This window comes from Microbacterium sp. BLY (assembly GCF_017939615.1).
GTDB lineage: Bacteria > Actinomycetota > Actinomycetes > Actinomycetales > Microbacteriaceae > Microbacterium.
The window spans coordinates 2226937-2251316 of the sequence record NZ_JAGKSR010000001.1 but is presented as its reverse complement, the minus strand read 5'-3'; the positions used below and the strand labels follow the sequence as shown (position 1 = coordinate 2251316).

Genomic DNA, 24380 nt, shown 5'->3' with positions numbered 1-24380 from the left:
CGGGGTCACGCTATTCCCGCAGTGCTGCGAGCAGCGCCTCCAAGGCGGCGTCCACGGACTGCGCCCGCACGGCGTCGCGGTCGCCCGCGAAGACGAACCGCGCTGTGCGGCTCGAGGTCGGCGTCACGACGCCGACGTGGACAGTACCCACCGGTTGTCCGTCCGGCGACTCCGGCCCCGCGATCCCTGTCGTCGACACACCGACGTCCGCGGCGCGTCCATCGACCGCGACCGTCTCGCGCACGCCGTCGGCCATCTGCCTCGCCACTTCCGGGTGGACCGGGCCGTGTCGCCGCAGGAGGTCCGCATCGACCCCCAGCACCGTGTGCTTGACCGGCGTCGCGTACGCGACGACACCGCCGAGGAGCACCGCGGAAGCGCCCGGCACAGTGACAAGCGCGGAAGACACGGCGCCCCCGGTGAGAGACTCCGCGACTCCGAGCGTCCAGCCCCGGGCGCGCAACGCCTGGAGGACCGCCGACGCGGTCGCGTCGCTCATGAGGCGCGACGGGCGCCGCGCACCTGCGCGACGATGTAGTCGATCCCGCTGACGACGGTGAGCACGAGCACGATGACCATGAGGACGGCCGTCACGACGGTCCACGGCCCGAGCCCGATGAACACATGCAGCGGCAGGAGAGCCCAGCCGAGGGCGACGCCCTGGAAGGCCGTCTTGATCTTGCCCATCCAGGCGGCCGCCACGACGTGCTCGCTGGCGACGACGAGGCGATGGACGGTGATCCCCCATTCGCGCACGAGGATGATCACGACGATCCACCACGAGACCTCGCCCAGGATCGCGAGTCCCACGAATCCGGCCCCGGTGAGGAGCTTGTCCGCGATCGGATCCCACAACTTGCCGAAATCGCTGACGATGTCGTACCGGCGGGCGAGATAGCCGTCGACCCAGTCGGTGGAGATCGCGACGACGAAGAGGATGCCCGCGACCCAGCGCACGGTGAGATCGGAGAGGCCGTACGTGCCTCCCAGGAGCAACAGGATGAAAAACACCACTGCGAGCGGGATGCGCGCCACCGTGATGGCATTGGGAAGCTGCCGGGGAATGGTCATCAGTCTCGTCCTGTCAGGCCCCAGGCGTCTTCATCGCCCTCGGACTCCACCACCGGGAGACCGTCGTACTGGGCCTCCAGCGGATCGCGCTCGGACGACGGCAGCGCGGCGGCCGCAGCCGTCGGAGCGGCCGGGGCCGAAGGAACGGACGGTACGTCCTCGCCGCGGAGCTTCGCCATGACCTGCGGCAGCTGCTCGGGCGTCGCGAGCACGTCACGCGCCTTCGATCCCTCGGACGGGCCGACGACCTCCCGCGACTCGAGCAGATCCATCAGGCGTCCGGCCTTGGCGAAGCCGACCCGCAGCTTGCGCTGCAGCATCGACGTTGAGCCGAACTGCGAGGAGACGATGAGCTCGGCCGCCGCGAGAAGAAGCTCGAGGTCGTCGCCGATGTCTTCGTCGACCTCCTTCTTCTTCGCCGGCTCCATGGCTTCCTGCACATCAGCGCGATACTCCGGACGCGCCTGACGCGTGACGTGCTTGACGACTGCGTCGATCTCCTTCTCGTCGACCCACGCGCCCTGCAGACGGAACGGCTTCGACGAACCCATGGGCGAGAACAGGGCGTCACCCTGGCCGATGAGCTTGTCGGCACCCGGGCTGTCGAGGATCACGCGGCTGTCCGTGACGCTCGTCACCGCGAAGGCGAGCCGCGAGGGCACGTTGGCCTTGATGAGGCCGGTGACGACGTCGACGCTCGGGCGCTGCGTGGCGAGCACGAGGTGGATCCCGGACGCTCGGGCGAGCTGGGTGATGCGCACGATCGAATCCTCGACGTCGCGCGGGGCGACCATCATCAGGTCCGCGAGCTCGTCGACCACGACCAGGAGGTACGGGTACGGCTTGAGCACCCGCTCGCTGCCCGGCGGCACGTCCACCTCACCCGCACGCACGGCGCGGTTGAAGTCGTCGATGTGACGGAACCCGAACGACGCGAGGTCGTCGTACCGCATGTCCATCTCCTTCACGACCCACTGCAGCGCCTCGGCGGCCTTCTTCGGGTTCGTGATGATGGGGGTGATCAGGTGCGGGACGCCGGCGTAGCTCGTGAGCTCCACCCGCTTCGGATCGATCAGGACCATGCGCACATCGGAGGGGCGAGCCCGCATCAGCAGGCTGGTGATCATCGAGTTCACGAAGCTGGACTTACCGGATCCGGTGGATCCGGCGACCAGGAGGTGCGGCATCTTCGCGAGGTTGGCGACGACGAAGTTGCCGCCGACGTCCTTACCGACACCGATCGTGAGCGGGTGCGTGCTCTTCTGCGCGGCCGCCGAGCGCAGCACGTCGCCGAGAGCGACCGTCTCGCGGTCGGTGTTCGGGATCTCGATGCCGATCGCGCTCTTGCCGGGGATCGGCGACAGGATGCGCACGTCGTTGGAGGCGACCGCGTAGGCGAAGTTGTTGCTGAGCTGCAGGATCTTCTCGACCTTGACGCCGTGGCCGACCTCGACCTCGTACTGCGTGACCGTCGGGCCGCGGGAGAATCCGGTGACCTTGGCGTCGACCTTGAACTGATCGAGGACGCTCGTGATCTGCTCGACGATGCGGTCGTTCGCCTCGGACCGGGCGACCGAGGGCGGTCCCTCGGACAGCACGCCGGGCGACGGGAGGATGTACGGGGCGACCGGCGCCTGCGGGCCGCGGTCGCCGGGGCCCTCCGTGCCGAAGCCGTCCAGCCCGGGGAGCTCCGGCATCTCGCCGGTGTCGGACTCGTCGTCCAGCAGCGCGGTCGTCTGCTGCTCCGCGAGGGCATCCGTGACCGAGCGGACGTCGCTGAGCACCTCGGTCGCCGCATCGTACGGGTTCGCCACCGTCACGGCCTGGTCGTACGCGGGGGTGGCCTCCGTGGTGGACAGGAGCGCGGTGATGTCGTCCGAGGCGAGCGTCCCCTCGTCGGGGTCTTCCTCACGGCCGGTCTTGTTTCGTCGCCACCAGGGCAGCACGTCCGGGTCGTCGACCTTGTCGGCCTCGTCCACCGCGGCCGCAGCGTCTTTCTCCGGCTTCTCCGGGCGCTCCGCGTCGAACATCCACGCGTAGAGGTCTCCGAGGCGCGCACCGATGCGGTTCGGCGGGGTCTTGGTGAGGATGAGGATGCTGAGGGCCGCCAGGAGCCCCAGGACGATGTAAGCGGGGATGTCCGTGAGGTAGGTCAAGGGCTGTCCCACGAGCCACCCGAGCAGTCCACCCGACTCGCTCAGCGCGGGCATGCCCTGGTTCGGGTGGGGACGAGGGCCGGCGACGTGGAAGATTCCCGCCAGGGCGAGGACGAACATCCCGAAGCCGATACCGATACGCCCGTTGTCATGCACAGACGACGGATGCCGGAACAGCCATCCCGCGAGGAAGAGCAGCAGCACCGGCATGATGAAGGCCACCCGGCCGACGAAGAGCCCCACCGAGTAGGCGCTGATGTTCGCAGCAACCTCGTTGCCGATGAAGAACCACTCGTTGACGGCGCCGAGCGCCGCCAGGATCACCAGCAGAAACGGGAATCCGTCCCTGCGGTCGTCCTTCTGCAGCGTCTCAGGCCCGAAGGCCCGGAAGAGTCCGCCGACGCCGTGCGCGAGCCCGTTCCAGGCGCGCGCGGCCACGGGCGGCTTGTCCGCCTCGTCAATGTACTTCTTGGGAGCGGGCTGCGCCTTCGGAGCCGCCTGCCGCTTAGGGCGCGACGGCGCGCTCGTCGAGGCGCGCTCGGTCTTGGTGCTGCTCCTGGCCATGCCTCCACGGTACGACCCAGGACCGACATCTCCGCGTCACCACGCGGAATTCTCCGATCCCGGCGCGGCGACGCGCGCCGGGATGCCTGACTTACGCCTCGATGACGAGGGGGACGATCATCGGACGACGACGCAGCTTCTGGTTGACCCAGCGACCGATCGTGCGACGCACGATCTGGGACAGCGCATGCGTGTCGCGCACGCCGTTGCCCGAGGCCTCCTTGAGCGCGGCGACGATCTTCGGCGCCACGTCGTCGAAGACCGCGTCGTCCTCGGCGACACCGCGCGCGTGGATCTCGGGACCCGAGATGATGCGCCCGGTGGCGGCGTCCACGACGACGATGACCGAGATGAAGCCCTCTTCGCCGAGGATCCGACGATCCTTGAGATCGGCTTCGGTGATCTCCCCGACGGTCGAGCCGTCGACGTAGACGAACCCGAGGTCGAGCTGACCGGCGACCCGCGCGACACCGTCCTTCAGATCGATCACGGTGCCGTTGGAGGCGATGATCGTGTTCTGCTCGGGGATCCCGGTGTCCTGCGCGAGCTTCGCATTCGCGATCAGGTGACGGTACTCGCCGTGGACCGGCAGGACGTTCTTCGGCTGGAGGATGTTGTAGCAGTAGAGCAGCTCGCCGGCCGCGGCGTGCCCCGACACGTGCACCCGCGCGTTGGCCTTGTGCACGACGTTGGCGCCCAGCTTCGTGAGCCCATCGATGACGCGGTACACGGCGTTCTCGTTACCCGGGATGAGGCTCGACGCCAGGATGACCGTGTCGCCCTCGCTCACCTCGATGGCATGGTCCATGTTGGCCATGCGGCTCAGCACGGCCATCGGCTCGCCCTGCGAGCCGGTGGACATGTAGACGATCTGCTCGTCGGGGAGGTCCCGCGCCTTCTTGAAGTCGATCAGCACGCCATCCGGCACCTTGAGGTAGCCCAGCTGCTCCGCGATGGTCATGTTGCGCACCATGCTGCGTCCGAGGAAGGCCACTCGGCGCCCGTGCGCGTGTGCCGCGTCGATGACCTGCTGCACGCGATGCACGTGACTGGAGAAGCTCGCGACGATCACCCGGCGCGGAGCCTTGCCGATGACCTGGTCGAGGACCGGGCCGATGGAGCGCTCCGTGGGGGTGAACCCCGGGACGTCGGCGTTGGTCGAGTCGACGAGGAAGAGGTCGACACCCTCCTCCCCCAGGCGGGAGAACGCACGCAGGTCGGTGATGCGGCCGTCCAGCGGGAGCTGGTCCATCTTGAAGTCGCCCGTGGCGAGAGCCATGCCGGCGGGGGTGCGTATCGCGACCGCCAGTGCGTCGGGGATGGAGTGGTTCACCGCGACGAACTCGAGGTCGAACGGTCCGACCTTCTCCTGCTGGCCCTCCTTCACCGTGAGGGTGAAGGCCTTGATCCGGTGCTCCTTGAGCTTGGCCTCGACGAGAGCGAGCGTCAGGCCGGAGCCGATCAGCGGGATGTCGCTCTTGAGCCGGAGCAGGTAGGGCACCGCGCCGATGTGGTCCTCATGCCCGTGCGTGAGCACGACGCCGACGATGTCGTCGAGGCGGTCGCGGATCGGCTCGAAGTCGGGGAGGATCAGATCAACGCCCGGCTGGTGTTCCTCCGGGAACAGCACTCCGCAGTCGACGATCAGGATCTTGCCCGCGTACTCGAACACGGTCATGTTGCGCCCGATCTCCCCCAGGCCGCCGATCGGGATGACCCGCAGCGTCCCTTCGTCGAGAGCGGACGGTTCGGCCAGGGGAATGGACATGCTGTCTCCTCAGTCGGACACTCCACGCGTCCGTTCGTTCATGGTGACGCGTCTCAGCGCGTCGTGCCGTGCACCTTCGGCAGGGCGCCGCCCGCGGCCGCATTGCGGTCGGGCCGGAAGTTCGAGAAGTCCGCCCCCGGCACGCCGCTGACGAGATCGAGCTCGTCCTCGATGAGGGCGGCCTCCCACTCCTCCGGGCCGACGAGGGGAAGGCGGACACGCGGGCTGGAGATGCGCCCCAGCCCGTGCAGGATGTACTTCGCCGCGACAGTGCCGGGGACGTGCGTCATGACGGCGCGGACCAGCGGCTCCAGACGCTTGTGCTCGGCGGTCGCCGTGGCGAGGTCGCCCCGGTTCACTGCGTCGATGATGGTGCGGTACGGGGCGGCGGCCACGTTCGCCGTCACGCCGATGAGACCGGTCGCGCCGATCGACAGGTGCGGGAGCACGTTCGCGTCGTCACCGGAGAAGTACATGAGGTCGGTCTGGTTGAGCACGCGGCTCACCTCGGAGAAGTCGCCCTTGGCATCCTTCACCGCGAGGATGTTCGGGTGCTTGGCGAGCCGGAGGATGGTCTCGTACTTGATGGGGACGCCGGTCCGGCCGGGGATGTCGTACAGGATGACCGGCAGGTCGGTCGCATCGGCGACGAGCCGGAAGTGCGTGAGGATGCCGGCCTGGGTCGGCTTGTTGTAGTACGGCGTGACGATCATGATGCCGTCAGCGCCGGCCTTCTCGCTGGCCTTGTACAGCTCGATGGCGTGCGCGGTCTCGTTCGATCCGCCACCCGTGATGATCTTCGCGCGTCCCGACGAGACGGACTTGCCGACCTCGACGAGCTTGAGCTTCTCGGGGTCCGTCAGGGTCGAGGTCTCGCCGGTCGTTCCCGTCACGACGATGCCGTCCGCGCCCGCGGTGATCACGTCATCGATGTGCTTCTCGACGGCGGGCCAGTCGACTTCGCCGTCGGCCGTCATCGGAGTGACGAGCGCGACGAGAACCTGTCCGAAAGGGTTGCCCGAGTGCGTCATGCGTCCAGCGTATCGGGTCGGATGCCGCTGCCGCGGACGCCGACGCGACCTCCTCCCCTGTCGGTCGTAGGCTCGCACCATGGGTTGGATCAGGCACGCCTCACGCACGACCTACGAGAACGCCTGGATCCGCGTCCGCGAGGACGACGTCACCGGACCGGGTGGCCGCGGCGTCTACGGCGTCATGACGGTCCGGAACCCGGCGGTGTTCATCGTCGCGATGGACGCCGACGACCGGGTCTGCCTGGTCACCGTCGATCGCTCGCGGAGGCCACGGAGCACGTCTTCCTGGCCCGGGAGATCGAGCGCGTCGAGGATGCGGTCGACAGCCGCGCGGAGGAGGGCATCGACACCGTGGAGTGGGTGGCGTTCAGCGAGGTCCTGCGGATGATCGCCGACGGCCGCATCACGGAAGGCGAGACGATCGCCGCGATCGCCCTCGCCGGGATCCGCCTCGGAATGTTCCGCTGACGGCGGGTCACACCCGCCCCCGACGGGCGACCGCCGCGGTGAGGGACCGAGGCAGCACCTTCGTCAGGGCGACGACGGCCTTGTACCGCAGTGAAGGGATGGACACGGCCTTGCCGCGCGCGGCGTCACGGAGCCCCTCGCGCACGACGTCTCGGGCATCGAGCCACAGGAAGGTCGGCACGCCCTCCTCGCCCACCGCGAGACCCATCCGCTCGTGGAAGGACGTGTGCGTGAAACCGGGGCAGAGCGCCGTGACGCTCACGCCGTCCGGGCCGTATGCGGTGTTCGCCCACCGGCTGAAGTCGATGAGCCAGGCCTTGCAGGCGGAGTACGTCGACCGCGAGATGAAACCGGCCACCGACGCGACGTTGATGATCCGACCGCCCCGCCCCCGCATGGTCTGCAGGGCCGCGTGCATCAGGCGCATGGAGGCCTCGACGTGCACACGCAGATGCCGCACCTCGTCCTCGATGTCGTTGTCGGCGAACTGCAACGGCAGCCCGAACCCGGCGTTGTTCACGAGCAGGTCGATCGGGTCGTCCCGGTCGCGGAGCCGCGCCGCCACACGCTCGACGCCGGCCTCCTCCGACAGATCGGCCGGGAGCACCTCGACAGCCACTCCCCACTCGCCCCGCAGCTCCCCCGCAAGAGCCGAGAGCGATTCCTCCGAGCGGGCCACGAGGACAAGGTCGGCGCGTCGACGTGCCAGTTGACGGGCGAACTCGGCCCCCAGCCCCGCGCTGGCTCCGGTGATCAGTGCGGTGGGCATCAGCGCTCGTACCTCAGGAAGCGATACCGAACGCCGGTGCGGGATGTCTGCCAGTCCCCCTCGTCCACCACGTGCCACCCGGTCTTCGGCGGAGCGAACGTGTCGCCGTCGACCACGAGGTCGAGCTCCGTGACCTCGAGCCGGTCGGCGTCGGCGATCACCTGACGGAAGATCTCCGCACCGCCGATGATCCACACCTTCTCCTGGCCGCGCACGGCCTCGGACACCGTGGCCGCACGGCGGGCGCCCTCCGCCGTCCAGTCCTGCTGGCGGGTCACGACGATGTTGTCGCGACCAGGAAGGGGACGGAATCGTTCGGGCAGCGAATCCCAGGTCTTGCGACCCATGACGACCGGTGCCCCCTGCGTGGTCTCCTTGAAGTGCGCGAGGTCCTCCGGCACGTGCCAGGGCATGCCGCCCTCGGCGCCGATCACTCCGCCCGCCGCCTCGGCCCAGATGAGCCCGACCCAGGTCATACCGCCACCGCCGCCCTGATTGGTGCGTGATGCTGGTAGTCCTCGACGACGAAGTCCTCGAACCGGTAGTCGAAGATGGAGTCCGGCTTCCGCGCGAACCGCAGTGTCGGATACGGGTAGGCCTCTCGCGTGAGCTGCTCGCGCACCTGCTCGACGTGGTTGTCGTACACGTGGCAGTCCCCGCCGGTCCACACGAAGTCGCCCGGCTCCAGCCCCACCTGCTGCGCGATCATCATCGTCAGCAGCGCGTAGGAGGCGATGTTGAAGGGGACGCCGAGGAACATGTCCGCGCTGCGCTGGTAGAGCTGGCAGGAGAGCTTTCCGTCGGCGACGTAGAACTGGAACAGTGCGTGGCACGGTGCGAGGGCCATGTCCGGGATGTCCGCGGGGTTCCAGGCGGAGACGAGCAGACGCCGCGAGTCGGGAGACCGCCGGATCTGCTCGATGACCTCCGTCAGTTGATCGATGCTGCCCCCATCCGGTGTCGGCCAGGACCGCCATTGGACGCCGTACACCGGGCCGAGGTCGCCGTCCTCGTCCGCCCACTCGTCCCAGATCGAGACGCCGTTCTCCTGCAGCCAGCGGACGTTGGAGTCGCCGCGCAGGAACCACAGCAGCTCGTACGCGATGGACTTGAAGTGCACGCGCTTCGTGGTGATGAGGGGGAAGCCCTGCGCAAGGTCGAAGCGGATCTGCCGCCCGAACACGCTCGTGGTCCCGGTCCCGGTGCGATCGCTCTTGTGCGTGCCCGTCTCGAGCACGTCGCGGAGCAGGTCTTCGTACGGTGTCGGGACGGCGGCGCTCATGGTTGCCAGGATACCCGCCCCGATCGCGGCGGAGGCGGCGGCGATCGACGCGATCATCTCGTCACGGATGGAAACATCGCGGCACTCCTGATCCTCCGCCCGTACCCTCGAAGGGTGTCCCCCGCACTCGCCCTCACCGCCGTCGCCGCACTCGTCGTGCTCGCCCTCCTCGCTGGCCTCATGCTCCGGCGGCGTGAGGGTCGTCGTCGCGACGGCGGAGGCCTGCGATTCGATCCCGCCGATGCGCAGGGTGTGACGCTGGGGACCGGCGCGACCCTCGTGCAGTTCAGCACGGAGACGTGCGCGCGCTGCCCTCAGGTGCGTCGCCTGCTCGGCTCGTATGCCGCAGCGGACGCCGACATCATCCACATCGAGGTCGACCTCACTCACCGTCCCGATCTCTCGACCCGCTACCGTGTGCTGCAGACGCCGACCACGTTCGTCCTCGACGCCGCCGGGATCGTCCGGGCGCGATTCGCCGGCGTCCCGTCCCGGGAAAGCCTGACCCAGGCGCTCGCCGCCGTCTGAGCCCCCGTCTGGAGAATCCGATGACCCCGACACCCGGCATCGATCCGCGCGGACCCCGCTTCGCGGCCGCGATCACCGCGTTCCTCCTCGCCATCGCGACCTTCCTGGCCCTGATCGGCATCTCGACCGCGTCGATCACCGGCGGCTGGTTCGCGCTGTCGCCACAGTCGGGGTTCTTGTTCATCGGGGGCGGCACCTGGGCGGTCTCGGCGTCCGGCCTTTCCGCGCGAGCACTCGACCCGGGCTTCCTCGTCGCCGCTCTGATCGCACTGCTGTTCCTCTGGGGCGTCGTGTCACCGACGACCGCGCCGTGGGGCGTCCTGTTCCGCCGTCTCGTCCGTCCTCGTCTGGCACCGCCCGCCGAGCTCGAGGACCCGAGGCCGCCGCGATTCGCCCAGGGCGTCGGCCTGTTCGTCGTGGGCCTCGGACTGGTCCTCCACCTCGCCGGAGTGCCGTGGGCCCTGCCGATCGCCACGTCCGCCGCGTTCCTCGCCGCCTTCCTCAACGCCGCGTTCGGGTTTTGCCTCGGCTGCCAGCTCTACCTGCTGCTGCAGCGTGCCGGGCTCACCGGACGACCGCGCCGCGCCGCCTGACGCCGGTTCCCCAAGGCACGGTCGCTCGGTAGGCTGACGACCAAGCGACGCTGCTCCCCCGGTGGCGTCAGGACCGGAGGAACCATGCCCGTCACCAGTGAAGCCGCCGCCACCTGGACCGGATCGCTCACGGAAGGTTCCGGCACCGTGGCCTTCTCCTCCTCCCACCTGGGCACATTCCCGATCGATTGGAAGGCCCGCAGCGAGGGCAGTGACACGACCACGACGCCGGAGGAACTCATCGCCGCGGCGCACGCCTCCTGCTTCAGCATGGCCCTCTCGCACGCCCTCGCGGAGAACGGCACACCTCCCGAGCGCGTCGACACCAGCGCATCCGTGACCTTCAAGCCGGGCGTCGGCATCACGGGGAGTCATCTCAACGTGAACGCCACCGTGCCGGGGCTCAGCCCGGAGAAGTTCCAGGAGCTCGCCGACGGTGCGAAGACGGGCTGCCCGGTGTCGCAGGCCCTCGCCGGCATCGACATCACGCTCGAGGCGACGCTCGCCTGACCGGGTCGGGCGTCAGGCGCGGGACAGGCGGATCGCCTCGCGAATGCTCGCCCTGGCGTCCTTGCGGCGGCCCGCCGCGTCCTGCACCACGCCGAGGCGGTAGCGAGCGCGCCAGTCCGACGGCGCGGCCTCCGCCTCGGCCGTATAGCGAGCGACGATCGCGTCCGCATCCTTGCGTGCGATCCGACCGCTCGGCGTGAGCTCCGTCTCGACGGGAGGCATGCCGCCCTCCGCATCGAGCACGCGCCCCAGACGGTCGGCGCCGAACCCGAACAGCATCTCCCGCACCAGCGCCCACGCGCCGACCGGCGCCAGGACGAGCAGGGTGATGCCCATGCCGATGGAGATCGGCGTCCCCACGGCGAGGAACATGACCGCGAGCCACCCCGCGACCACCAGGTACAGCAGGAGCGCCGCGGCCATGAGCCCGACGCCGATGCGGGACATCACGAGCGGAGACCGATGTCGAGCATGTGCTCCAGCCCCACGACGACCCCCGTCGCGGACGCCGCATACGGCACGGCGAGGCGGATACCGGGAGCGTAGGCGAGAGCCGGGTCGGTCGTGTCATGCGTGAACGAGAGCGACTCCCCCGGCCCTGACAGGATCACCTCCTGCTTCGCGATCACCCCGGGACGGCGGAGCGAGTGGATGGGGACGCTGCCGACCTGCTGGCCGCGCGCCCGCTGATCGGCGTGCGGCGCGCTGACGGGTCCTTGGGCGGCGCGGGCCGCGGCGATGAGCTCCGCGGTGCGGATCGCGGTGCCGCTCGGCGAGTCCACCTTGGTGTCGCGGTGTGCCTCCACGATCTCTGCGGACCCGAAGTACGGTGCCGCCGCCGCGGCGAGGGCCGAACCGAGTACGGATCCGAGAGAGAAGTTCGGGATGAAGACCGCTCCGGTGCCCGCGGCCTCGACCAGCGGACGGACCAGCGCGATGCGCTCCGCCGACCACCCCGACGTGGCGACCAGGACGTTTCGTCCGTGCTCGACGGCAGTGCGGACGACATCGATGCTGACCTGCGGCGTGGAGGCGTCGATCACGAGGTCGGCGTCGGCGACCTCCGTGAGGTCGCTCGTCGAGGTCAGCACCCGGCCCACCTCGAAGCCCTCGAGCTCCGCGATCACCGAACCGATGATCGTCCCGAGCTTTCCGGTCCCGCCGACGAGGGCTACCTTCGTGGTCATGGGTCCAGTCTATTTCCGGGCCACCGCCGACCATCGCGGCGCGCGGAGGGGCGGATCAGACCACCAGGGCGTCGGGGATGCCCGTCCGCAGTTCCATCGGGAGGTGCCCCGTGTCGTTGTGCGTGAGCAGCGTCCACGGCCGCCCCTGCTTCTGCGCGATCACCGTGAGCCCGCAGTGGGACTGGTTGAGCGTCATCCACCGCCACTCCGGAGCCGCGAGGACCTCCCTGACGAACCAGGAGATCACGAAGTTGTGGGTGATGAGGACCTCGTGGACGTCGCCGGTCTTGCGCACCAGGAACTCGTTCACGGCGTCGGACATCTGAGCCCGCCCCGCTTCGATCTCCGCCTCCGTGACCGACCCGAAGAAGGGCTCGAACACCGCGGGTGTCTCCTCCGTCATGCCCGTCGGGACGCAGTCGAACAGCAGAGCGGAGGGCGCGGGATCGACCGACGGGAGCCGCCCGGCGATCGCCCGTGCGGTCTCGTTGGCCCGCAGGAGAGGAGAGTGCCAGACGGCATCGAGCGGGAGCCCGGAGAGACGATCGGCGATGAGCTCCGCTTGCCGCTGGCCACGCGGCGAAAGGGGTCCGTCGGTGAGGCCGTGCTCGGCATCCTGATGTTCACCGTGTCTGACCAGATATATGTAGTGCGTCACAACAACTCGCTCGCTCGCCTCGTCGCCAGCATCCGCCGGTTTTCCTCTTCCACCCTATGTCACGGGCGGCGGAACCTCAGGCGCCCGCCCGGGTGAGCTCGACCACCTGCGCGCGCGACAGCGTCACCCCTGCCCCCTGCATGAGCTCGTCCACGTGGTCGGTCGCGAAGGTGTTCACGATCGGTGCGGCGACGGTGCGCTGCGCGAGAAGCCAGGCGATCGACACGGCGGCGACAGGAACCGCGAGCTCCGCGGCCACCTGGTCGAGGGCGCGCAGCACCTTGGTCCCACGGCGGTTCAGGTTACCCCGCAGCTGCTCTCCGCGGATGCCGCGCGAGGCGAGTGCCTTGGTCCGGTGACGCCCGGACAGGAATCCGTGCTCCAGGGCATGGGACGGCGTCACGGCGAGGTTCTGGGCTCCGGCGACGAGCCGGAGGTCGCCCTCGAACGGCTGCCGGCGGACGAGATTGTACGGCGCGTCGATCACGGTGATCCGCGGGTACCCCGCGGAGGCCAGGATGCGCGCCTCGACCAGACGCTCCGGGGTGAATCCGTACGCTCCGACCGCCCCGATCTTCCCCGCCTCCGCCAGCCACTCGACCGTGGCCAGCGTGTCCTCGAGGTTGGTCGTGGCGTCCAGCGTGGCGTCGAGGTAGAGCACATCGATACGCTCGACGCCGAGGCGCGTCAGCGAGCCTTCGACGGCCCGCACGAGATTGACCGACCCGAGACCCGGGTTGTCGGCGTGCGCACCGATACGGACGCTCAGGACGACGCGATCGCGTTGGTCACGCGACCGGAGCCACTGCCCGAGGATGTGCTCGCTGCGCCCGCCCGAGAACCCGTCGGCGGTGTGGATGGCGTTGCCGCCGAACTCCACGTAGCGATCGAGGATGCCGTGACTCGTCTCGAGATCGACGTTCCATCCGAACTCGGCGGCGCCGAGCATCAGCGGGAAGGTCTCGAAACCCGTCTCGCCGAGGGCGCTGCGGATGGACTCGCCGACACCGGGCCCGACGATCGGGATGGGAGCCGACGGGTGGTCCTGGTGCTCCTGTGAGGCGCGTTCAGCGTCTGGTCCTGCGCCTACGCTGAACAACCGCATACTCTCACCCCCGCTGCGATCGGCCGCGGCCGATCAGCATCACTGCTTCGTTAGCACCCCCCGGTGCGTACTTCGAGGGTATGCGACGCGCGCGAACGTCTCGTCCAATCCGGCGAACGGCGCGCAAACTTCCCATAACGTTTCGGTCACGGCGTGGACGACGGAAACCCGGGCCCCTCCCGAGGGAGGGACCCGGGTTCCGGGTCAGCCGTTGCTTACTCGGCGGCGGTGTCCTCAGCCGGAGCCTCGTCCGCTGCCGGGGCGTCGTCGAGCACCGGCTCGAGCGACAGCTTGCCGCGGTCGTCGATCTTCGTGATCTTGACGAGGATCTTCTGGCCGACGGAGAGCACGTCGTCGACGTTCTCCACGCGCTTGCCACCGGCGAGCTTGCGCACCTCGGTGACGTGCAGCAGGCCGTCCTTGCCGGGCAGCAGCGAGATGAAGGCGCCGAACGTGGCGATCTTCACGACGGTGCCGAGGAACTGCTCGCCGACCTCCGGGTTGGTCGGGTTGGCGATCGCGTTCACCTGGGCGCGGGCGGCCTCGGCCGAGGGGCCGTCGGTCGCGCCGATGTAGACGGTGCCGTCCTCCTCGATGGAGATCTGCGCGCCGGTCTCGTCCTGGATCGCGTTGATCGTCTTGCCCTTCGGGCCGATCAGCTCACCGATCTTGTCGACCGGGATCTGGACGCTGATGACACGCGGCGCGGTGGGCGCCATCTCGTCAGGAGCGTCGATCGCGGCGTTCAGGACGTTGAGGATCGTCAGACGAGCGTCCTTGGCCTGGGTCAGCGCACCGGCGAGCACCGACGACGGGATGCCGTCGAGCTTCGTGTCCAGCTGGATGGCGGTGACGAACTCGCTGGTACCGGCGACCTTGAAGTCCATGTCGCCGAGCGCGTCCTCCGCACCCAGGATGTCGGTCAGCGCGGCGTACCGGGTCTCCCCGTTCACCTCGTCGGAGACCAGACCCATCGCGATGCCGGCGACGGGAGCGCGCAGCGGCACACCCGCGTTCAGGAGCGACAGGGTCGAGGCGCAGACGGAGCCCATCGACGTCGAGCCGTTCGAGCTCAGCGCCTCGGACACCTGACGGATCGCGTACGGGAACTCCTCGCGGCTCGGCAGAACCGGCACGAGCGCGCGCTCGGCGAGGAAGCCGTGCCCGATCTCGCGACGCTTCGGAGAGCCCACGCGGCCGGTTTCACCGGTCGAGTAGGGCGGGAAGTTGTAGTGGTGCATGTAGCGCTTGCTCGTCGTGGGCGACAACGAGTCGATCTGCTGCTCCATCTTGAGCATGTTCAGCGTGGTGACACCCATGATCTGGGTCTCACCGCGCTGGAAGATCGCGGAACCGTGCACGCGCGGGATGACCTGCACCTCGGCGTCGAGCGGACGGATGTCCGCCAGGCCACGGCCGTCGATGCGGGTGCCCTCGGTGAGGATGCGGCCGCGGACGATCTTCTTCGTGACGGACTTGTATGCGGCGGAGAACTCCAGCGGGGCCGCGGCCGGGAGCGAACCCGCCTCCGTGGCCTCGATGAGCTCGGCCTTGACGCGGTCCTTGATCGCGTCGTCGGCGTTCTGGCGCTCGGCCTTGTCGGCGATCTGGTAGACGTCGCTCAGCTCGGCGAACGCCCGCTCGGACACGAAGTCGTAGACCTCGTCGCTGTACGCGGGGAAGACCGGGTACACGCCCGGCTCCTTCGACGCGGTGGCGGCGAGCTCTGCCTGTGCCTTAACGAGCTGGGCGATGAACGGCTTCGCGGCCTCGAGACCCTGGGCCACGACGCTCTCGTCGGGCTTGGTCGCGCCGGCCTTGATCAGGTTCCAGCTGCCCTCGGTCGCCTCGGCCTCGACCATCATGATCGCGACGTCCTCGGACCCGTCGGCCTTGGTGACCACGCGGCCGGCGACGATGAGGTCGAACACGGCCTCCGAGACCTGCTCGGCGGTCGGGAACGCGACCCACTGGTCCTCGTGCTGACCGTGACCGGGGATGAACGCGAGGCGCACGCCGGCGACAGGGCCCGAGAACGGCAGACCCGAGATCTGCGTCGACGCGGACGCGGCGTTGATGGCGAGGGCGTCGTAGAACTCGCCCGGAGCGATCGAGAGAACCGTGATGACGATCTGGACCTCGTTGCGGAGACCGTCGACGAACGACGGACGCAGCGGACGGTCGATCAGACGGCAGACCAGGATCGCCTCGGTCGAGGGACGACCCTCGCGACGGAAGAACGAGCCGGGGATCTTGCCCGCGGCGTACGAGCGCTCCTCGACGTCGACCGTCAGCGGGAAGAAGTCGAAGCCCTCGCGCGGGTGCTTGCCCGCGCTGGTGGCCGACAGGAGCATGGTCTCGCCGTCGAGGTACGCGGCGACAGCGCCCTGAGCCTGCTGCGCGAGGCGGCCGGTCTCGAAGCGGATGGTGCGGGTGCCGAAGCGGCCGTTGTCGAGAACGGCCTCGGTGGCGGTGATTTCAGGACCTTCCAAGAGGTCTCTCCTTCTTTGTTTAGACTCGCGAATCCGTATGACGCGCGAGCGTGTTCAAAGGAGCGGAACGGAAGGGTTCGGGCGCGCGGGCACTCCCGCGAATCTCGCCTGCGCTGGCCACCAGTAGAAAGCCACCCGACACCCGCCGAGGAACCCACCACAGGGGACCAGCTTCTCCGCCGATCGCTCCATGACTCGATATGAAATTGTCGGATGACCGGAGTCACCCTCATCCACACTACCAGCGTGCACCCGGAAATCCGGGTTCTCCTGCGGGGATCGCACGCGACACCGAACCGTCACCAGCCGTTCAGCGCACGGACGCCGCGGTGTGGGGCGCCTGCGCTCTGCTGGGCACATGCGGATGTCGGTGATCGGATGCGGGTACCTCGGAGCGGTCCATGCGGCGGCGATGGCGTCGCTCGGACACGACGTCGTCGGCATCGACGTGGACGAGAGCAGAGTGGCGTCTCTGGCCGCGGGCGTCGCGCCGTTCTTCGAACCGGGCCTTGCCGACCTCCTCCACGACGGGCTGGCGTCCGGTCGGCTGCGCTTCTGCTCCGACATGATTGAGGCCACCGGCGCGGACGTGCACTTCCTCGCGGTCGGCACGCCGCAGTCGCCCGAGGGCCCCGCGGCCGACGTGTCTTTCGTGGAGGCAGCGATCGAGCTCCTCCTCCCCCGGTTGCGACCGGGGGACGTCGTGGCCGGGAAGTCGACCGTCCCTGTCGGCACCGCCGCACGGCTCGGCGGCCGGGTCACCGCCACCGGGGCGACGCTGGTGTGGAACCCCGAGTTCCTCCGGGAGGGCTGGGCGGTGCACGACACGCTCACCCCCGACCGCCTCGTGGTGGGCGCAGACGCGACAGCGGCAGGCGAGAGGGCCGTCGACGTGCTGCGGCAGGTCTACCGCATCGCGATCGACGCGGGCACACCGTTCCTCGTCACCGACCTCGCGACCGCGGAACTCGTCAAGGGCGCGGCGAACGCCTTCCTCGCCACGAAGATCTCCTTCATCAACGCGATCGCGGAGGTCGCCGAGGCCGCCGGAGCGGACGTGACCCTCATCGCGGAGGCCCTCGGCCACGACACTCGGATCGGACGGCGCTATCTGGGATCGGGCATCGGATTCGGCGGAGGGTGCCTTCCGAAGGACATCCGGGCGTTCGCCGCGCGCGCGGAGGAGCTCGGTCGCGGCGACGCGGTCGCGTTCCTCCACGAGGTGGATGCGATCAACCTCCGCCGTCGGGACCGCGCCGTGCGCCTCGTCGTCGACGCGCTGGACGGGCTCGTGTTCGGTCGCAGGATCGCGGTCCTCGGCGCCGCCTTCAAACCCTTCAGCGACGACGTCCGCGATTCCCCGGCACTCGAGGTGGCGGTCCGGCTGCGCGGGCTGGGCGCCGACGTCGTCGTGACGGATCCCGCGGCCATCGAGAACGCCCGCGCGCAGCACCCGCAGCTCGGCTACGCGGAAGCGAGGGACGAGGCGCTGCGGGATGCGGATGCCGTGGTCGTGGTGACGGAATGGGACGAGTACCGTCGCCACCTCACTCCACAGCACGCCGCGGGGCTCGTTCGCGGCCGGATCATCGTCGACGGCCGCAACTGTCTCGACGCCGCCGCCTGGCGAGCCGCGGGCTGGAACTACCGCGGCATGGGGCGGCGCTGAGGCGTCGGCCCTCAGCGCGCGCGGGACCCGACTTCCGCCGGCGGCCGCCCGACGAAGACATAGTCCCGGTGCTTCGCCCGGCGTCCGTCGCCGGCGGTCCGGCCCTGCACCCTCCGCCACGCCCACGGCAGCGCGTGCTGACGCCACCACGCCGCACGCCCGATGGTCTCCTGCTCGTGCAGCGCGGCATCCAGGAGCCCGAGCGCGTCCGCGTGCGGCACCCCGAGCACCTCCGCCACCCGGTAGGCGAGGAAGCGGTGTCCTCGGCTGCTGAGATGCACGAGATCTTCCCCCCAGTGCTGACGCTCCGCGAGCGCGGGATGCAGATCCGTGTCGATGAGGATCGCGCCGGTCCGCGCGGCGACGCCGGTGAGGGCCGTGGCGAAGGAGGAGAAGCGTCGGGCGTACAGCGCCGCGGCGCGCCGGCCGGGCAGGAACGGCGTGATCAGCACGACGTCGGCACCGGCTGCCCGCGCGCGCCGCACCGCGTCCTCCAGTCTCGCGGCGAGCGCCGGGACATCGACACGGTACTTCACGAGGTCGTTGGCCCCCACCAGGATCGTCACCAGGTCGGGGCGGAGTTCGAGCGCCCGCTGCAGTTGCGGCCCGCAGACGTCGTCCACGCGCTGGGAGCGGATCGCCAGGTTCGCGTAGTGCAGGCCACCCTGCGCCGCCAGGAGCAGCGCCAGGCGGTCGGCCCACCCGCGGAGGGCACCGTCGGGCCCGGGGTCGCAGAGTCCCTCCGTCAGGGAATCCCCGAGCGCGACCAGGCGCGTCCAGCGACGGGCGGACACGGGCGCGGTCAGCTCCGGGCGGACGGCGCGGCGGACCCGCCGGCGGCGGTCGGCCGCCTGCAGCACGCGCGCGTCATCGAAGTGCCCGAGCAGCTGGTCTCCCAGGCTCGCCCAGCTCCGCTCCTGCACCGCCGCCCAGCCCGCCTGGCCGAACGCGCGGCGCCGGTCTCCGTCTCCCACGAGGTCGCCCACCCTCCGCCGGAGATCGTCCAGGTCCCCGGGACGGTAGAGCCAGCCGTCGACACCGGTGCGCACGAGGTCGAGCGGGCCTCCGCGACCGGTCGCGACGACGGGTACACCGCTCGCGTGCGCCTCCTGCAGCGTCTGGCCGAAGGTCTCGCTCTCCCCCGGGTGCACGAACACGTCGAAGGACGCGAGCGCAGCGGCGAGCGCGTCGCCGTCGAGCCGGCCGAGGAACAGCGCGTGCGGCAGCAGCTCCTGGAGTCGCGCCCGGCGTGGCCCGTCGCCGACGATGACGAGCCGGGTGCCCGGGAGGTCGTGCAGGGCCGCCAGGTCCTCCACCTGCTTCTCCGGGGCCAGGCGACCGATATAGCCGATGACGACCTCCGCGCCCCACTCCTCCCGGAGCGCCTCGCTGCGCCGGGACGGGTGGAAGCGCTCGGCGTCGACCCCTCGGCCCCACGACCGGATGCGGTCGATCCCGAGACGAGCCAGCTGCCCCGCCGACGCCGTGGAGGGGGCGAGCGTGAGGGTCGCTCTCCGGTGCAGGCGGGCGATGTGCGCGTGGGCGATCCCGGTTGCGGCGGCGATCCGATACCTCTCGGTGTAGGCGGCGACGTCGGTCTGGTAGGCCGCGACCGTGGCCACGCCGACGCGTTCGGAGGCGAGCAGTCCGCGCCAGCCGAGGGCGAACGGCGATGCCAGGTGGACGACGTCGGGACGGAAGCCGTCGAGCTCTGCGCCGATCCTCCGCGTGGTCGCCGCGCCGACGCGGACATCCCGGTAGCCCGGGAGTGCGACGCTGGGAATCGCCGCGACGCGCGCGCCGTGCAACTCCGCCGGGATGCCGGTCGCGGCCGGAGCGAGCACACACGCCTCGTGCCCTCGGCGCTCCAGGTGACGGAGGATCTGCATCACGGATCCGGTCACACCGTTCATGTGCGGAAGGAAGGACTCGGTGACGATCGCGACTCTCACCCCTTCAGGATGGCGGCGTCCCGCACTCGTCCCGAGGGGAAACGGGCCCCGGCACCGGATGTTCACCGGATGCTGGACCGCGGGTCACCGGCTATCCGCGCGTTGGTTCCCGTTCACCGCCTCCGGGCAGAGTGACGGTCGTGTCGACAGACCTGCTCGCTGACGCCCTCGCTGGCCCCTGGAGCCTGGCCGCGATGAGCCTGCTCGTGCTCGGTGACGCGTTCTTCGTCGTCATCCCCGGGGAGATCGCTGTGACCGCCCTCGGCGCGGTCGCGACGACGACCGGAACGCCCGCGCTCTGGGCGGTGGTGCTCTGCGCTGCGGGCGCGGCGGCGCTCGGTGATGCCTGCTGCTATCTGATCGGGCGCGTCGTCGGCACCGAGCGCTGGGGCTGGATGAGAGGGCGCAGAATCCAGCAGGCCCTCGCCTGGGCACACGACCGGCTGGACCACGGCACGGCCACCGTGCTGTTCACCGCGCGCTTCGTGCCGTTCGCCCGGCTCGCGGTGAACCTCGTGGCGGGTGCCTCCCGCATCCATCCGCCTCGCTACCTGGCACTCGTGACCCTGGCTGCGCTCGGCTGGGCGGGGTACCAGGCCGCCGTCGGGGCGATGGTCGCCGCGGTGCTGCCCGGCGGCCCTCTCGTCGCCGTCCCGGTGTCCGTGGCACTGGCCGTCGCGCTCGGCCTCGGACTCGACCGGCTCACGCGCGGGCGGGATCGGTGACCCTCGCCGCTCGTCCGCCCGTGCTCTAGGCTCGGGAGCATGAGCACCGAAGAAGGCGCCGGATCCTCCTCGGAGGACATGAAGCGCAAGTTCAAGGAAGCGCTCGAGAAGAAGAACGCGCACCATCGGCAGGGCGAGGCTCACCTCGACGGCGACTCGGCCGTGCACGCCGCCAATGCCCCGCAGACGCGACGCGAGTTCCGACGCAAGAGCGGTTGACCGCCCGGATGCGGGAACCCGGTCCGGGCTCCCGCATCCTCTGCGTCGAGATCAGCGACCGAGCGTGCGCTGGCGGGCGCGTTCCTCCTTCGCCGCCATCTCGGTGACCGCGGCCTCCTGCAGTTCCGGCATGCCGACGGCATCCGCCGCGGGCGCCGCATGCGGGTCCACCCCGTCGAGGATCGATTCATCGAACGGAAGCTCCCCGGACAGGACACGGCCGACGCGGTCGCGGTCGATCTGCTTCGTCCAGGTGCCGATGAGGAGGGTGGCCACGGCGTTGCCCGTGAAGTTCGTCAGGGCGCGCCCCTCGGACATGAAGCGGTCGATGCCGACGATGACCCCGACCCCGTCCACCAGATCGGGCCGGTAGGCCTGCAGCCCGCCCGCGAGCGTCGCCAGACCGGCGCCGGTCACCCCCGCGGCCCCCTTGCTCGCGATGATCATGAAGACGAGGAGGCCGATCTGCTCGCCGATCGACATGGGCTGCCCCATGCCCGTCGCGATGAACAGCGACGCCATCGTGAGGTAGATGGCCGTTCCGTCGAGGTTGAACGAGTAGCCGGTGGGAACGGTGATGCCCACGACCGGCTTCGAGATACCCAGGTGCTCCAATTTCGCGATGAGCCGCGGAAGCGCCGACTCCGACGAGGACGTTCCCACGATCAGCAGGTATTCCCGGGCGAGGTACTTCATGAGAGCGAAGATGTTGACCCGCGTGACCGCCCAGAGCAGGAACCCGAGGACGACCACGATGAAGAGGATGCACGTGAGGTAGAAGGCGACCATCAGGACGCCGAGGCTCCAGATCGCCGCCGCCCCCGTCTTGCCGACCACAGCCGCGATGGCGCCGAAAGCACCCACCGGCGCCAGCCAGAGGATCATCCCGAGGATGCGGAAGACGAGCTTCTGGAGATGGGTGACCGCCTGCATGATCGGCGCCCCGCGCTCCCCCATGCCCTGAAGCGCGAATCCGACGAGCAGGGCGATGAAGAGCACCTGGAGGACGCTCTCCCCGGTGAACGCCGAGAAGAACGTCGCCGGGATGATGCCGAGCAGGAACTCCTGCGTGGTCTTCGCCTCGCCCGACTCCGTCTGGTAGCTCGCGTTCGCCATGTCGAGGCCGGCACCGGGATGGATGATGTTCCCCACGACGAGGCCGATCGCCAGAGCGAACGTCGACATCGTGAGGAAGTACAGCAGCGCCAGCCCGCCGATCTTGCCGACGGTCGCTGCCTTCGCGATCGAGCCGACGCCGACCACGATCGTGCAGAAGATGATCGGGGCGATCATCATCTTGATCAGCGACACGAACGCCGTGCCCAGCGGTTCGAACGCCCGTCCCACCTCGGGCCACAGCAGGCCGACGGCGGCGCCGAGCACCACCGCGATGATGACCGACACGTAGAGCCAGGTGTGCCGGTCCCAGGCGTGCTTCCCCCGCCTCCAGTGGAATCCGGGGAGCGAGAATCCTGTCGTGAGCGCCATGCGTCCTCCTCGATCGTCGACGTCGTCGTCTGCGACAGCGGCGACCGTGCCGCTGCTCCTCCACGGTCTCCCCGCGTCGCGCCCCCGCCCTATTTGTGGTCGTATTGGTCACGGTCCCGACCGTCGACGATCGAGGAGAACGATGCCGTCCTCTGCCCCCGAGCGCAGTGCCGCCTCGCGCGTCTTCGTGCTGCTTCTCGTGACGACGGTGCTTCTGGGGATCCTGGTGGCCGTGTTCCTCGTCGCGGAGGCACAGCGGGCGGCCAGGGCCGAGGCGGAACGCGTGACCGCGGCGACCGCCGCCGCGATCGCCGCCTCCCCGCTGGTCTCGTCGGCCCTGGAGACGGATGACCGGGAGACGGCGGCCCGCGACCTCGCGCCGTACGCGCGCGAGGTCCTGACCACCGCCGACCTCGATTTCGTCACCGTGATGACGACGGACGGCGTCCGCGTGACGCACCCGGAGCCGGACCGCGTCGGCGAGCGCTACCTCGGGACGATCCCGTCCTCCCCCCGCCCGCTCACCGAGGAGTTCCGGGGGACGCTCGGGCCATCCGTTCGGACGATCGTGCCCGTCCTCGCCGACGGGCAGCCCGTGGGGTGGGTGGCCGCCGGGGTCACCACCGAGACCATCGCGCAGACGCTCGTCCGTCGCCTCCCGCTCTCGCTCGCCCTCACGGGCGCGCTCGTGCTGTTGGGCGTCGGCGGAGCCCTCCTCGCCCGGCGCGTCACGCGCCGCTTCGCCGGCGACCTCCCTCCCGGCGACGTCCGCGACGCCGTCTCGTCCTACGAGTCGATCCGGACACTCGGGGAGGCTCTCCGCGCCCAGACGCACGAACACGGCAATCGGATGCACACGGCGGTCGCCCTGATGGAGTTGGGGCGTACCGACGAGGCGATCGGCATCCTCACCGACACCGCCCGGCAGAGCCAGTCGCTCGTGGATCAGGTCACGGCGCGGCGCCACGGCGACCCCGCTGTGGGCGCGCTGCTGCTCGGCAAGGCCTCCCAGGCCAAGGAGCGGGGCATCGAGTGGCGGGTGCACATCGCGCCGGACACGCCCCGCACCCCGCTGTCCGCCGTGGATGCCGTCGCCGTCCTCGGCAACCTCGTCGACAACGCGTTCGACGCGGCCGCGAGCGCAGAGGAGCGGTGGGTCTCCGTGCGCCTGGAGCCGACCGCGGACGGCGGGATCCTCCTCGAGGTGGCGGACAGCGGCCCGGGAGTCCCCACCGACCTGCGGGAGAGGATCTTCGCCTCGGGGTACTCCACGAAGCCGGCCGGCGCGGAGGGACGTGGTGTCGGCCTGGCCCTGGTGCGGTCCGTCGTGGCGGAGGCGGGAGGCTCGGTGGTGGTGCTCGGACCGCCCACGACCTTCCGGGTGCTGTTGCCGGCCGCGCGCGACGGGAGGCGCCGCCGATGATCCGCACCCTGCTCGTGGACGACGATGCCCTGACCCTCGAGCTCCACCGCACCTACCTGGAGCGTCTGGACGGCTTCGCCGTGGCCGGCGAGTGCACGGGCGCGCGGGCAGCGCTGACGGCGCTCCGAGAGGGCGGAGCGAACACGTTCGATCTCGTCCTGCTCGATGTGACGATGCCCGACGGCTCGGGACTCGAGGTGCTGCGCACACTGCGGGCTCGGGCCACGGCCGTCGACGTGATCGCCGTCACGGCGGTGCGCGACGCGGAGGTCGTGCGGCAGATGGCGGCCCTCGGTGTGTTCCAGTACCTCGTGAAGCCGTTCTCGTTCGCGGTCTTCCGGGAGCGCCTCGAAGACTATCGGGACCACCGCGCGCACGCGCAGGCGACCAGCGGACCGGCCACGCAGGAGGAGATCGACGCGCTGCTGGGACGGGCGACCGGGAGCATCGTCCTCCCCAAGGGGTTGTCCGCCTCGTCCCTCGAGCGCGTGCGCGCCGAGTTGCGGCGGCGCGGACCGCTCTCCGCGCGCGAAGCAGCCGAGTGTACGGGACTGTCCCGGGTGTCCGCGCGTCGGTACCTCGAGCATCTCGTCCTCACGGGTGTCGCGGTGCGCCGCAGCCGCCCCGGCGGGCGGGGGCGTCCCGAGACCGAGTACGCCTGGCGGGAACGCGCCCTCCCCGGGTGACCCGCCGGACATGCCGGTGCCCCGCACCCGGAG

At 70.0% G+C, this 24380-nt stretch carries 24 protein-coding genes; 9 read left to right on the top strand and 15 right to left on the bottom strand.

Annotated elements, in window-relative coordinates:
• Window positions 1-10: 10 nt before the first annotated feature.
• The 5 genes from KAF39_RS10995 to dapA form a co-directional block, all read right to left on the bottom strand.
• Window positions 11-499: a CinA family protein gene (locus KAF39_RS10995; protein ID WP_210677284.1), complete on the bottom strand. Its 489-nt coding sequence runs from the start codon at window positions 497-499 to the stop codon at window positions 11-13.
• Window positions 496-1071 (bottom strand): CDP-diacylglycerol--glycerol-3-phosphate 3-phosphatidyltransferase, encoded by a 576-nt coding sequence (gene pgsA, locus KAF39_RS10990; protein ID WP_210677283.1) that lies wholly within the window; start codon window positions 1069-1071, stop codon window positions 496-498. The genes KAF39_RS10995 and pgsA overlap by 4 nt, the downstream gene beginning before the upstream one ends.
• Window positions 1071-3791 (bottom strand): DNA translocase FtsK, encoded by a 2721-nt coding sequence (locus KAF39_RS10985; RefSeq protein ID WP_210677282.1) that lies wholly within the window; start codon window positions 3789-3791, stop codon window positions 1071-1073. Before KAF39_RS10985 ends, pgsA begins: the two co-directional genes overlap by 1 nt.
• Before the next feature lie 91 nt (window positions 3792-3882).
• On the bottom strand, window positions 3883-5559 hold the full coding sequence (locus KAF39_RS10980) for a ribonuclease J (RefSeq protein WP_210677281.1): 1677 nt from the start codon (window positions 5557-5559) through the stop codon (window positions 3883-3885).
• 53 nt (window positions 5560-5612) lie between these two features.
• The gene (gene dapA, locus KAF39_RS10975) at window positions 5613-6590 is read right to left on the bottom strand and encodes a 4-hydroxy-tetrahydrodipicolinate synthase (RefSeq protein ID WP_085607326.1); all 978 of its coding nucleotides are present in this window, start codon (window positions 6588-6590) and stop codon (window positions 5613-5615) included.
• Between the two features lie 84 nt (window positions 6591-6674).
• Here dapA and KAF39_RS10970 point away from each other — a divergent pair, with 84 nt between their 5' ends.
• Window positions 6675-7061: a hypothetical protein gene (locus KAF39_RS10970; protein WP_307805190.1), complete on the top strand. Its 387-nt coding sequence runs from the start codon at window positions 6675-6677 to the stop codon at window positions 7059-7061.
• A 7-nt stretch (window positions 7062-7068) separates the two neighbouring features.
• On the opposite strand, the gene KAF39_RS10965 is transcribed toward KAF39_RS10970, so the two are convergent.
• From KAF39_RS10965 to KAF39_RS10955, 3 genes are read right to left on the bottom strand one after another with little or no spacing between them, the layout of a single operon-like run.
• On the bottom strand, window positions 7069-7830 hold the full coding sequence (locus tag KAF39_RS10965; RefSeq protein WP_210677280.1) for an SDR family oxidoreductase: 762 nt from the start codon (window positions 7828-7830) through the stop codon (window positions 7069-7071).
• A complete protein-coding gene (locus tag KAF39_RS10960) occupies window positions 7830-8306 on the bottom strand; it encodes a dihydrofolate reductase (RefSeq protein WP_210677279.1) in 477 nt (158 codons plus the stop codon). The genes KAF39_RS10965 and KAF39_RS10960 overlap by 1 nt, the downstream gene beginning before the upstream one ends.
• Window positions 8303-9112: a thymidylate synthase gene (locus KAF39_RS10955; protein WP_210677278.1), complete on the bottom strand. Its 810-nt coding sequence runs from the start codon at window positions 9110-9112 to the stop codon at window positions 8303-8305. Before KAF39_RS10955 ends, KAF39_RS10960 begins: the two co-directional genes overlap by 4 nt.
• A 114-nt stretch (window positions 9113-9226) precedes the next feature.
• On the opposite strand from KAF39_RS10955, the gene KAF39_RS10950 reads away from it, so the two are divergent.
• The 3 genes from KAF39_RS10950 to KAF39_RS10940 all read left to right on the top strand — a co-directional run bounded on the left by KAF39_RS10950 (window position 9227) and on the right by KAF39_RS10940 (window position 10743).
• Window positions 9227-9640 carry a thioredoxin family protein gene (locus tag KAF39_RS10950; RefSeq protein WP_210677277.1) on the top strand — a complete coding sequence of 138 codons (414 nt, stop codon included), beginning with the start codon at window positions 9227-9229 and terminating at the stop codon, window positions 9638-9640.
• A gap of 20 nt (window positions 9641-9660) precedes the next feature.
• Entirely contained in the window at window positions 9661-10233 is a 573-nt protein-coding gene (locus KAF39_RS10945; protein WP_210677276.1) for a DUF4395 domain-containing protein, read from the top strand.
• Window positions 10234-10317: 84 nt separating this feature from the next.
• Window positions 10318-10743, top strand: coding sequence for an OsmC family peroxiredoxin (locus KAF39_RS10940; RefSeq protein WP_210677275.1), 426 nt, complete (start codon window positions 10318-10320; stop codon window positions 10741-10743).
• Window positions 10744-10755: 12 nt separating this feature from the next.
• On the opposite strand, the gene KAF39_RS10935 is transcribed toward KAF39_RS10940, so the two are convergent.
• The 5 genes from KAF39_RS10935 to KAF39_RS10915 form a co-directional block, all read right to left on the bottom strand.
• Window positions 10756-11190, bottom strand: coding sequence for a hypothetical protein (locus KAF39_RS10935; RefSeq protein ID WP_210677274.1), 435 nt, complete (start codon window positions 11188-11190; stop codon window positions 10756-10758).
• Window positions 11190-11930, bottom strand: coding sequence for a 4-hydroxy-tetrahydrodipicolinate reductase (dapB, locus tag KAF39_RS10930; RefSeq protein WP_210677273.1), 741 nt, complete (start codon window positions 11928-11930; stop codon window positions 11190-11192). The genes KAF39_RS10935 and dapB overlap by 1 nt, the downstream gene beginning before the upstream one ends.
• Window positions 11931-11985: 55 nt before the next feature.
• Window positions 11986-12588 carry a histidine phosphatase family protein gene (locus tag KAF39_RS10925; RefSeq protein ID WP_210677272.1) on the bottom strand — a complete coding sequence of 201 codons (603 nt, stop codon included), beginning with the start codon at window positions 12586-12588 and terminating at the stop codon, window positions 11986-11988.
• A 76-nt stretch (window positions 12589-12664) separates the two neighbouring features.
• A complete protein-coding gene (locus tag KAF39_RS10920) occupies window positions 12665-13693 on the bottom strand; it encodes an aldo/keto reductase (RefSeq protein ID WP_210677271.1) in 1029 nt (342 codons plus the stop codon).
• A gap of 215 nt (window positions 13694-13908) precedes the next feature.
• Window positions 13909-16185: a polyribonucleotide nucleotidyltransferase gene (locus KAF39_RS10915; protein ID WP_210677270.1), complete on the bottom strand. Its 2277-nt coding sequence runs from the start codon at window positions 16183-16185 to the stop codon at window positions 13909-13911.
• A 358-nt stretch (window positions 16186-16543) separates the two neighbouring features.
• Between KAF39_RS10915 and KAF39_RS10910 the strand changes: the two genes are divergently transcribed.
• A complete protein-coding gene (locus KAF39_RS10910; protein WP_210677269.1) occupies window positions 16544-17854 on the top strand; it encodes a UDP-glucose/GDP-mannose dehydrogenase family protein in 1311 nt (436 codons plus the stop codon).
• An 11-nt stretch (window positions 17855-17865) separates the two neighbouring features.
• Here the strand turns inward: KAF39_RS10910 and KAF39_RS16165 are convergent, their stop codons facing one another.
• Entirely contained in the window at window positions 17866-19806 is a 1941-nt protein-coding gene (locus KAF39_RS16165; RefSeq protein ID WP_210677268.1) for a GDSL-type esterase/lipase family protein, read from the bottom strand.
• 140 nt (window positions 19807-19946) lie between these two features.
• On the opposite strand from KAF39_RS16165, the gene KAF39_RS10900 reads away from it, so the two are divergent.
• Together KAF39_RS10900 and KAF39_RS10895 are read left to right on the top strand one after the other, a co-directional pair.
• Window positions 19947-20531 carry a VTT domain-containing protein gene (locus tag KAF39_RS10900; RefSeq protein WP_307805187.1) on the top strand — a complete coding sequence of 195 codons (585 nt, stop codon included), beginning with the start codon at window positions 19947-19949 and terminating at the stop codon, window positions 20529-20531.
• A gap of 39 nt (window positions 20532-20570) precedes the next feature.
• A complete protein-coding gene (locus tag KAF39_RS10895) occupies window positions 20571-20750 on the top strand; it encodes a DUF5302 domain-containing protein (RefSeq protein WP_136052140.1) in 180 nt (59 codons plus the stop codon).
• Window positions 20751-20801: 51 nt separating this feature from the next.
• Here the strand turns inward: KAF39_RS10895 and KAF39_RS10890 are convergent, their stop codons facing one another.
• Window positions 20802-22238: a cation:dicarboxylate symporter family transporter gene (locus KAF39_RS10890; protein WP_210677267.1), complete on the bottom strand. Its 1437-nt coding sequence runs from the start codon at window positions 22236-22238 to the stop codon at window positions 20802-20804.
• A gap of 142 nt (window positions 22239-22380) precedes the next feature.
• On the opposite strand from KAF39_RS10890, the gene KAF39_RS10885 reads away from it, so the two are divergent.
• Together KAF39_RS10885 and KAF39_RS10880 are read left to right on the top strand one after the other, a co-directional pair.
• Window positions 22381-23661, top strand: a complete 1281-nt coding sequence (locus KAF39_RS10885) for an ATP-binding protein (RefSeq protein WP_210677266.1) — start codon at window positions 22381-22383, stop codon at window positions 23659-23661.
• Entirely contained in the window at window positions 23658-24347 is a 690-nt protein-coding gene (locus tag KAF39_RS10880; RefSeq protein ID WP_210677265.1) for a response regulator, read from the top strand. The genes KAF39_RS10885 and KAF39_RS10880 overlap by 4 nt, the downstream gene beginning before the upstream one ends.
• The last annotated feature ends 33 nt before the right edge of the window (window positions 24348-24380 follow it).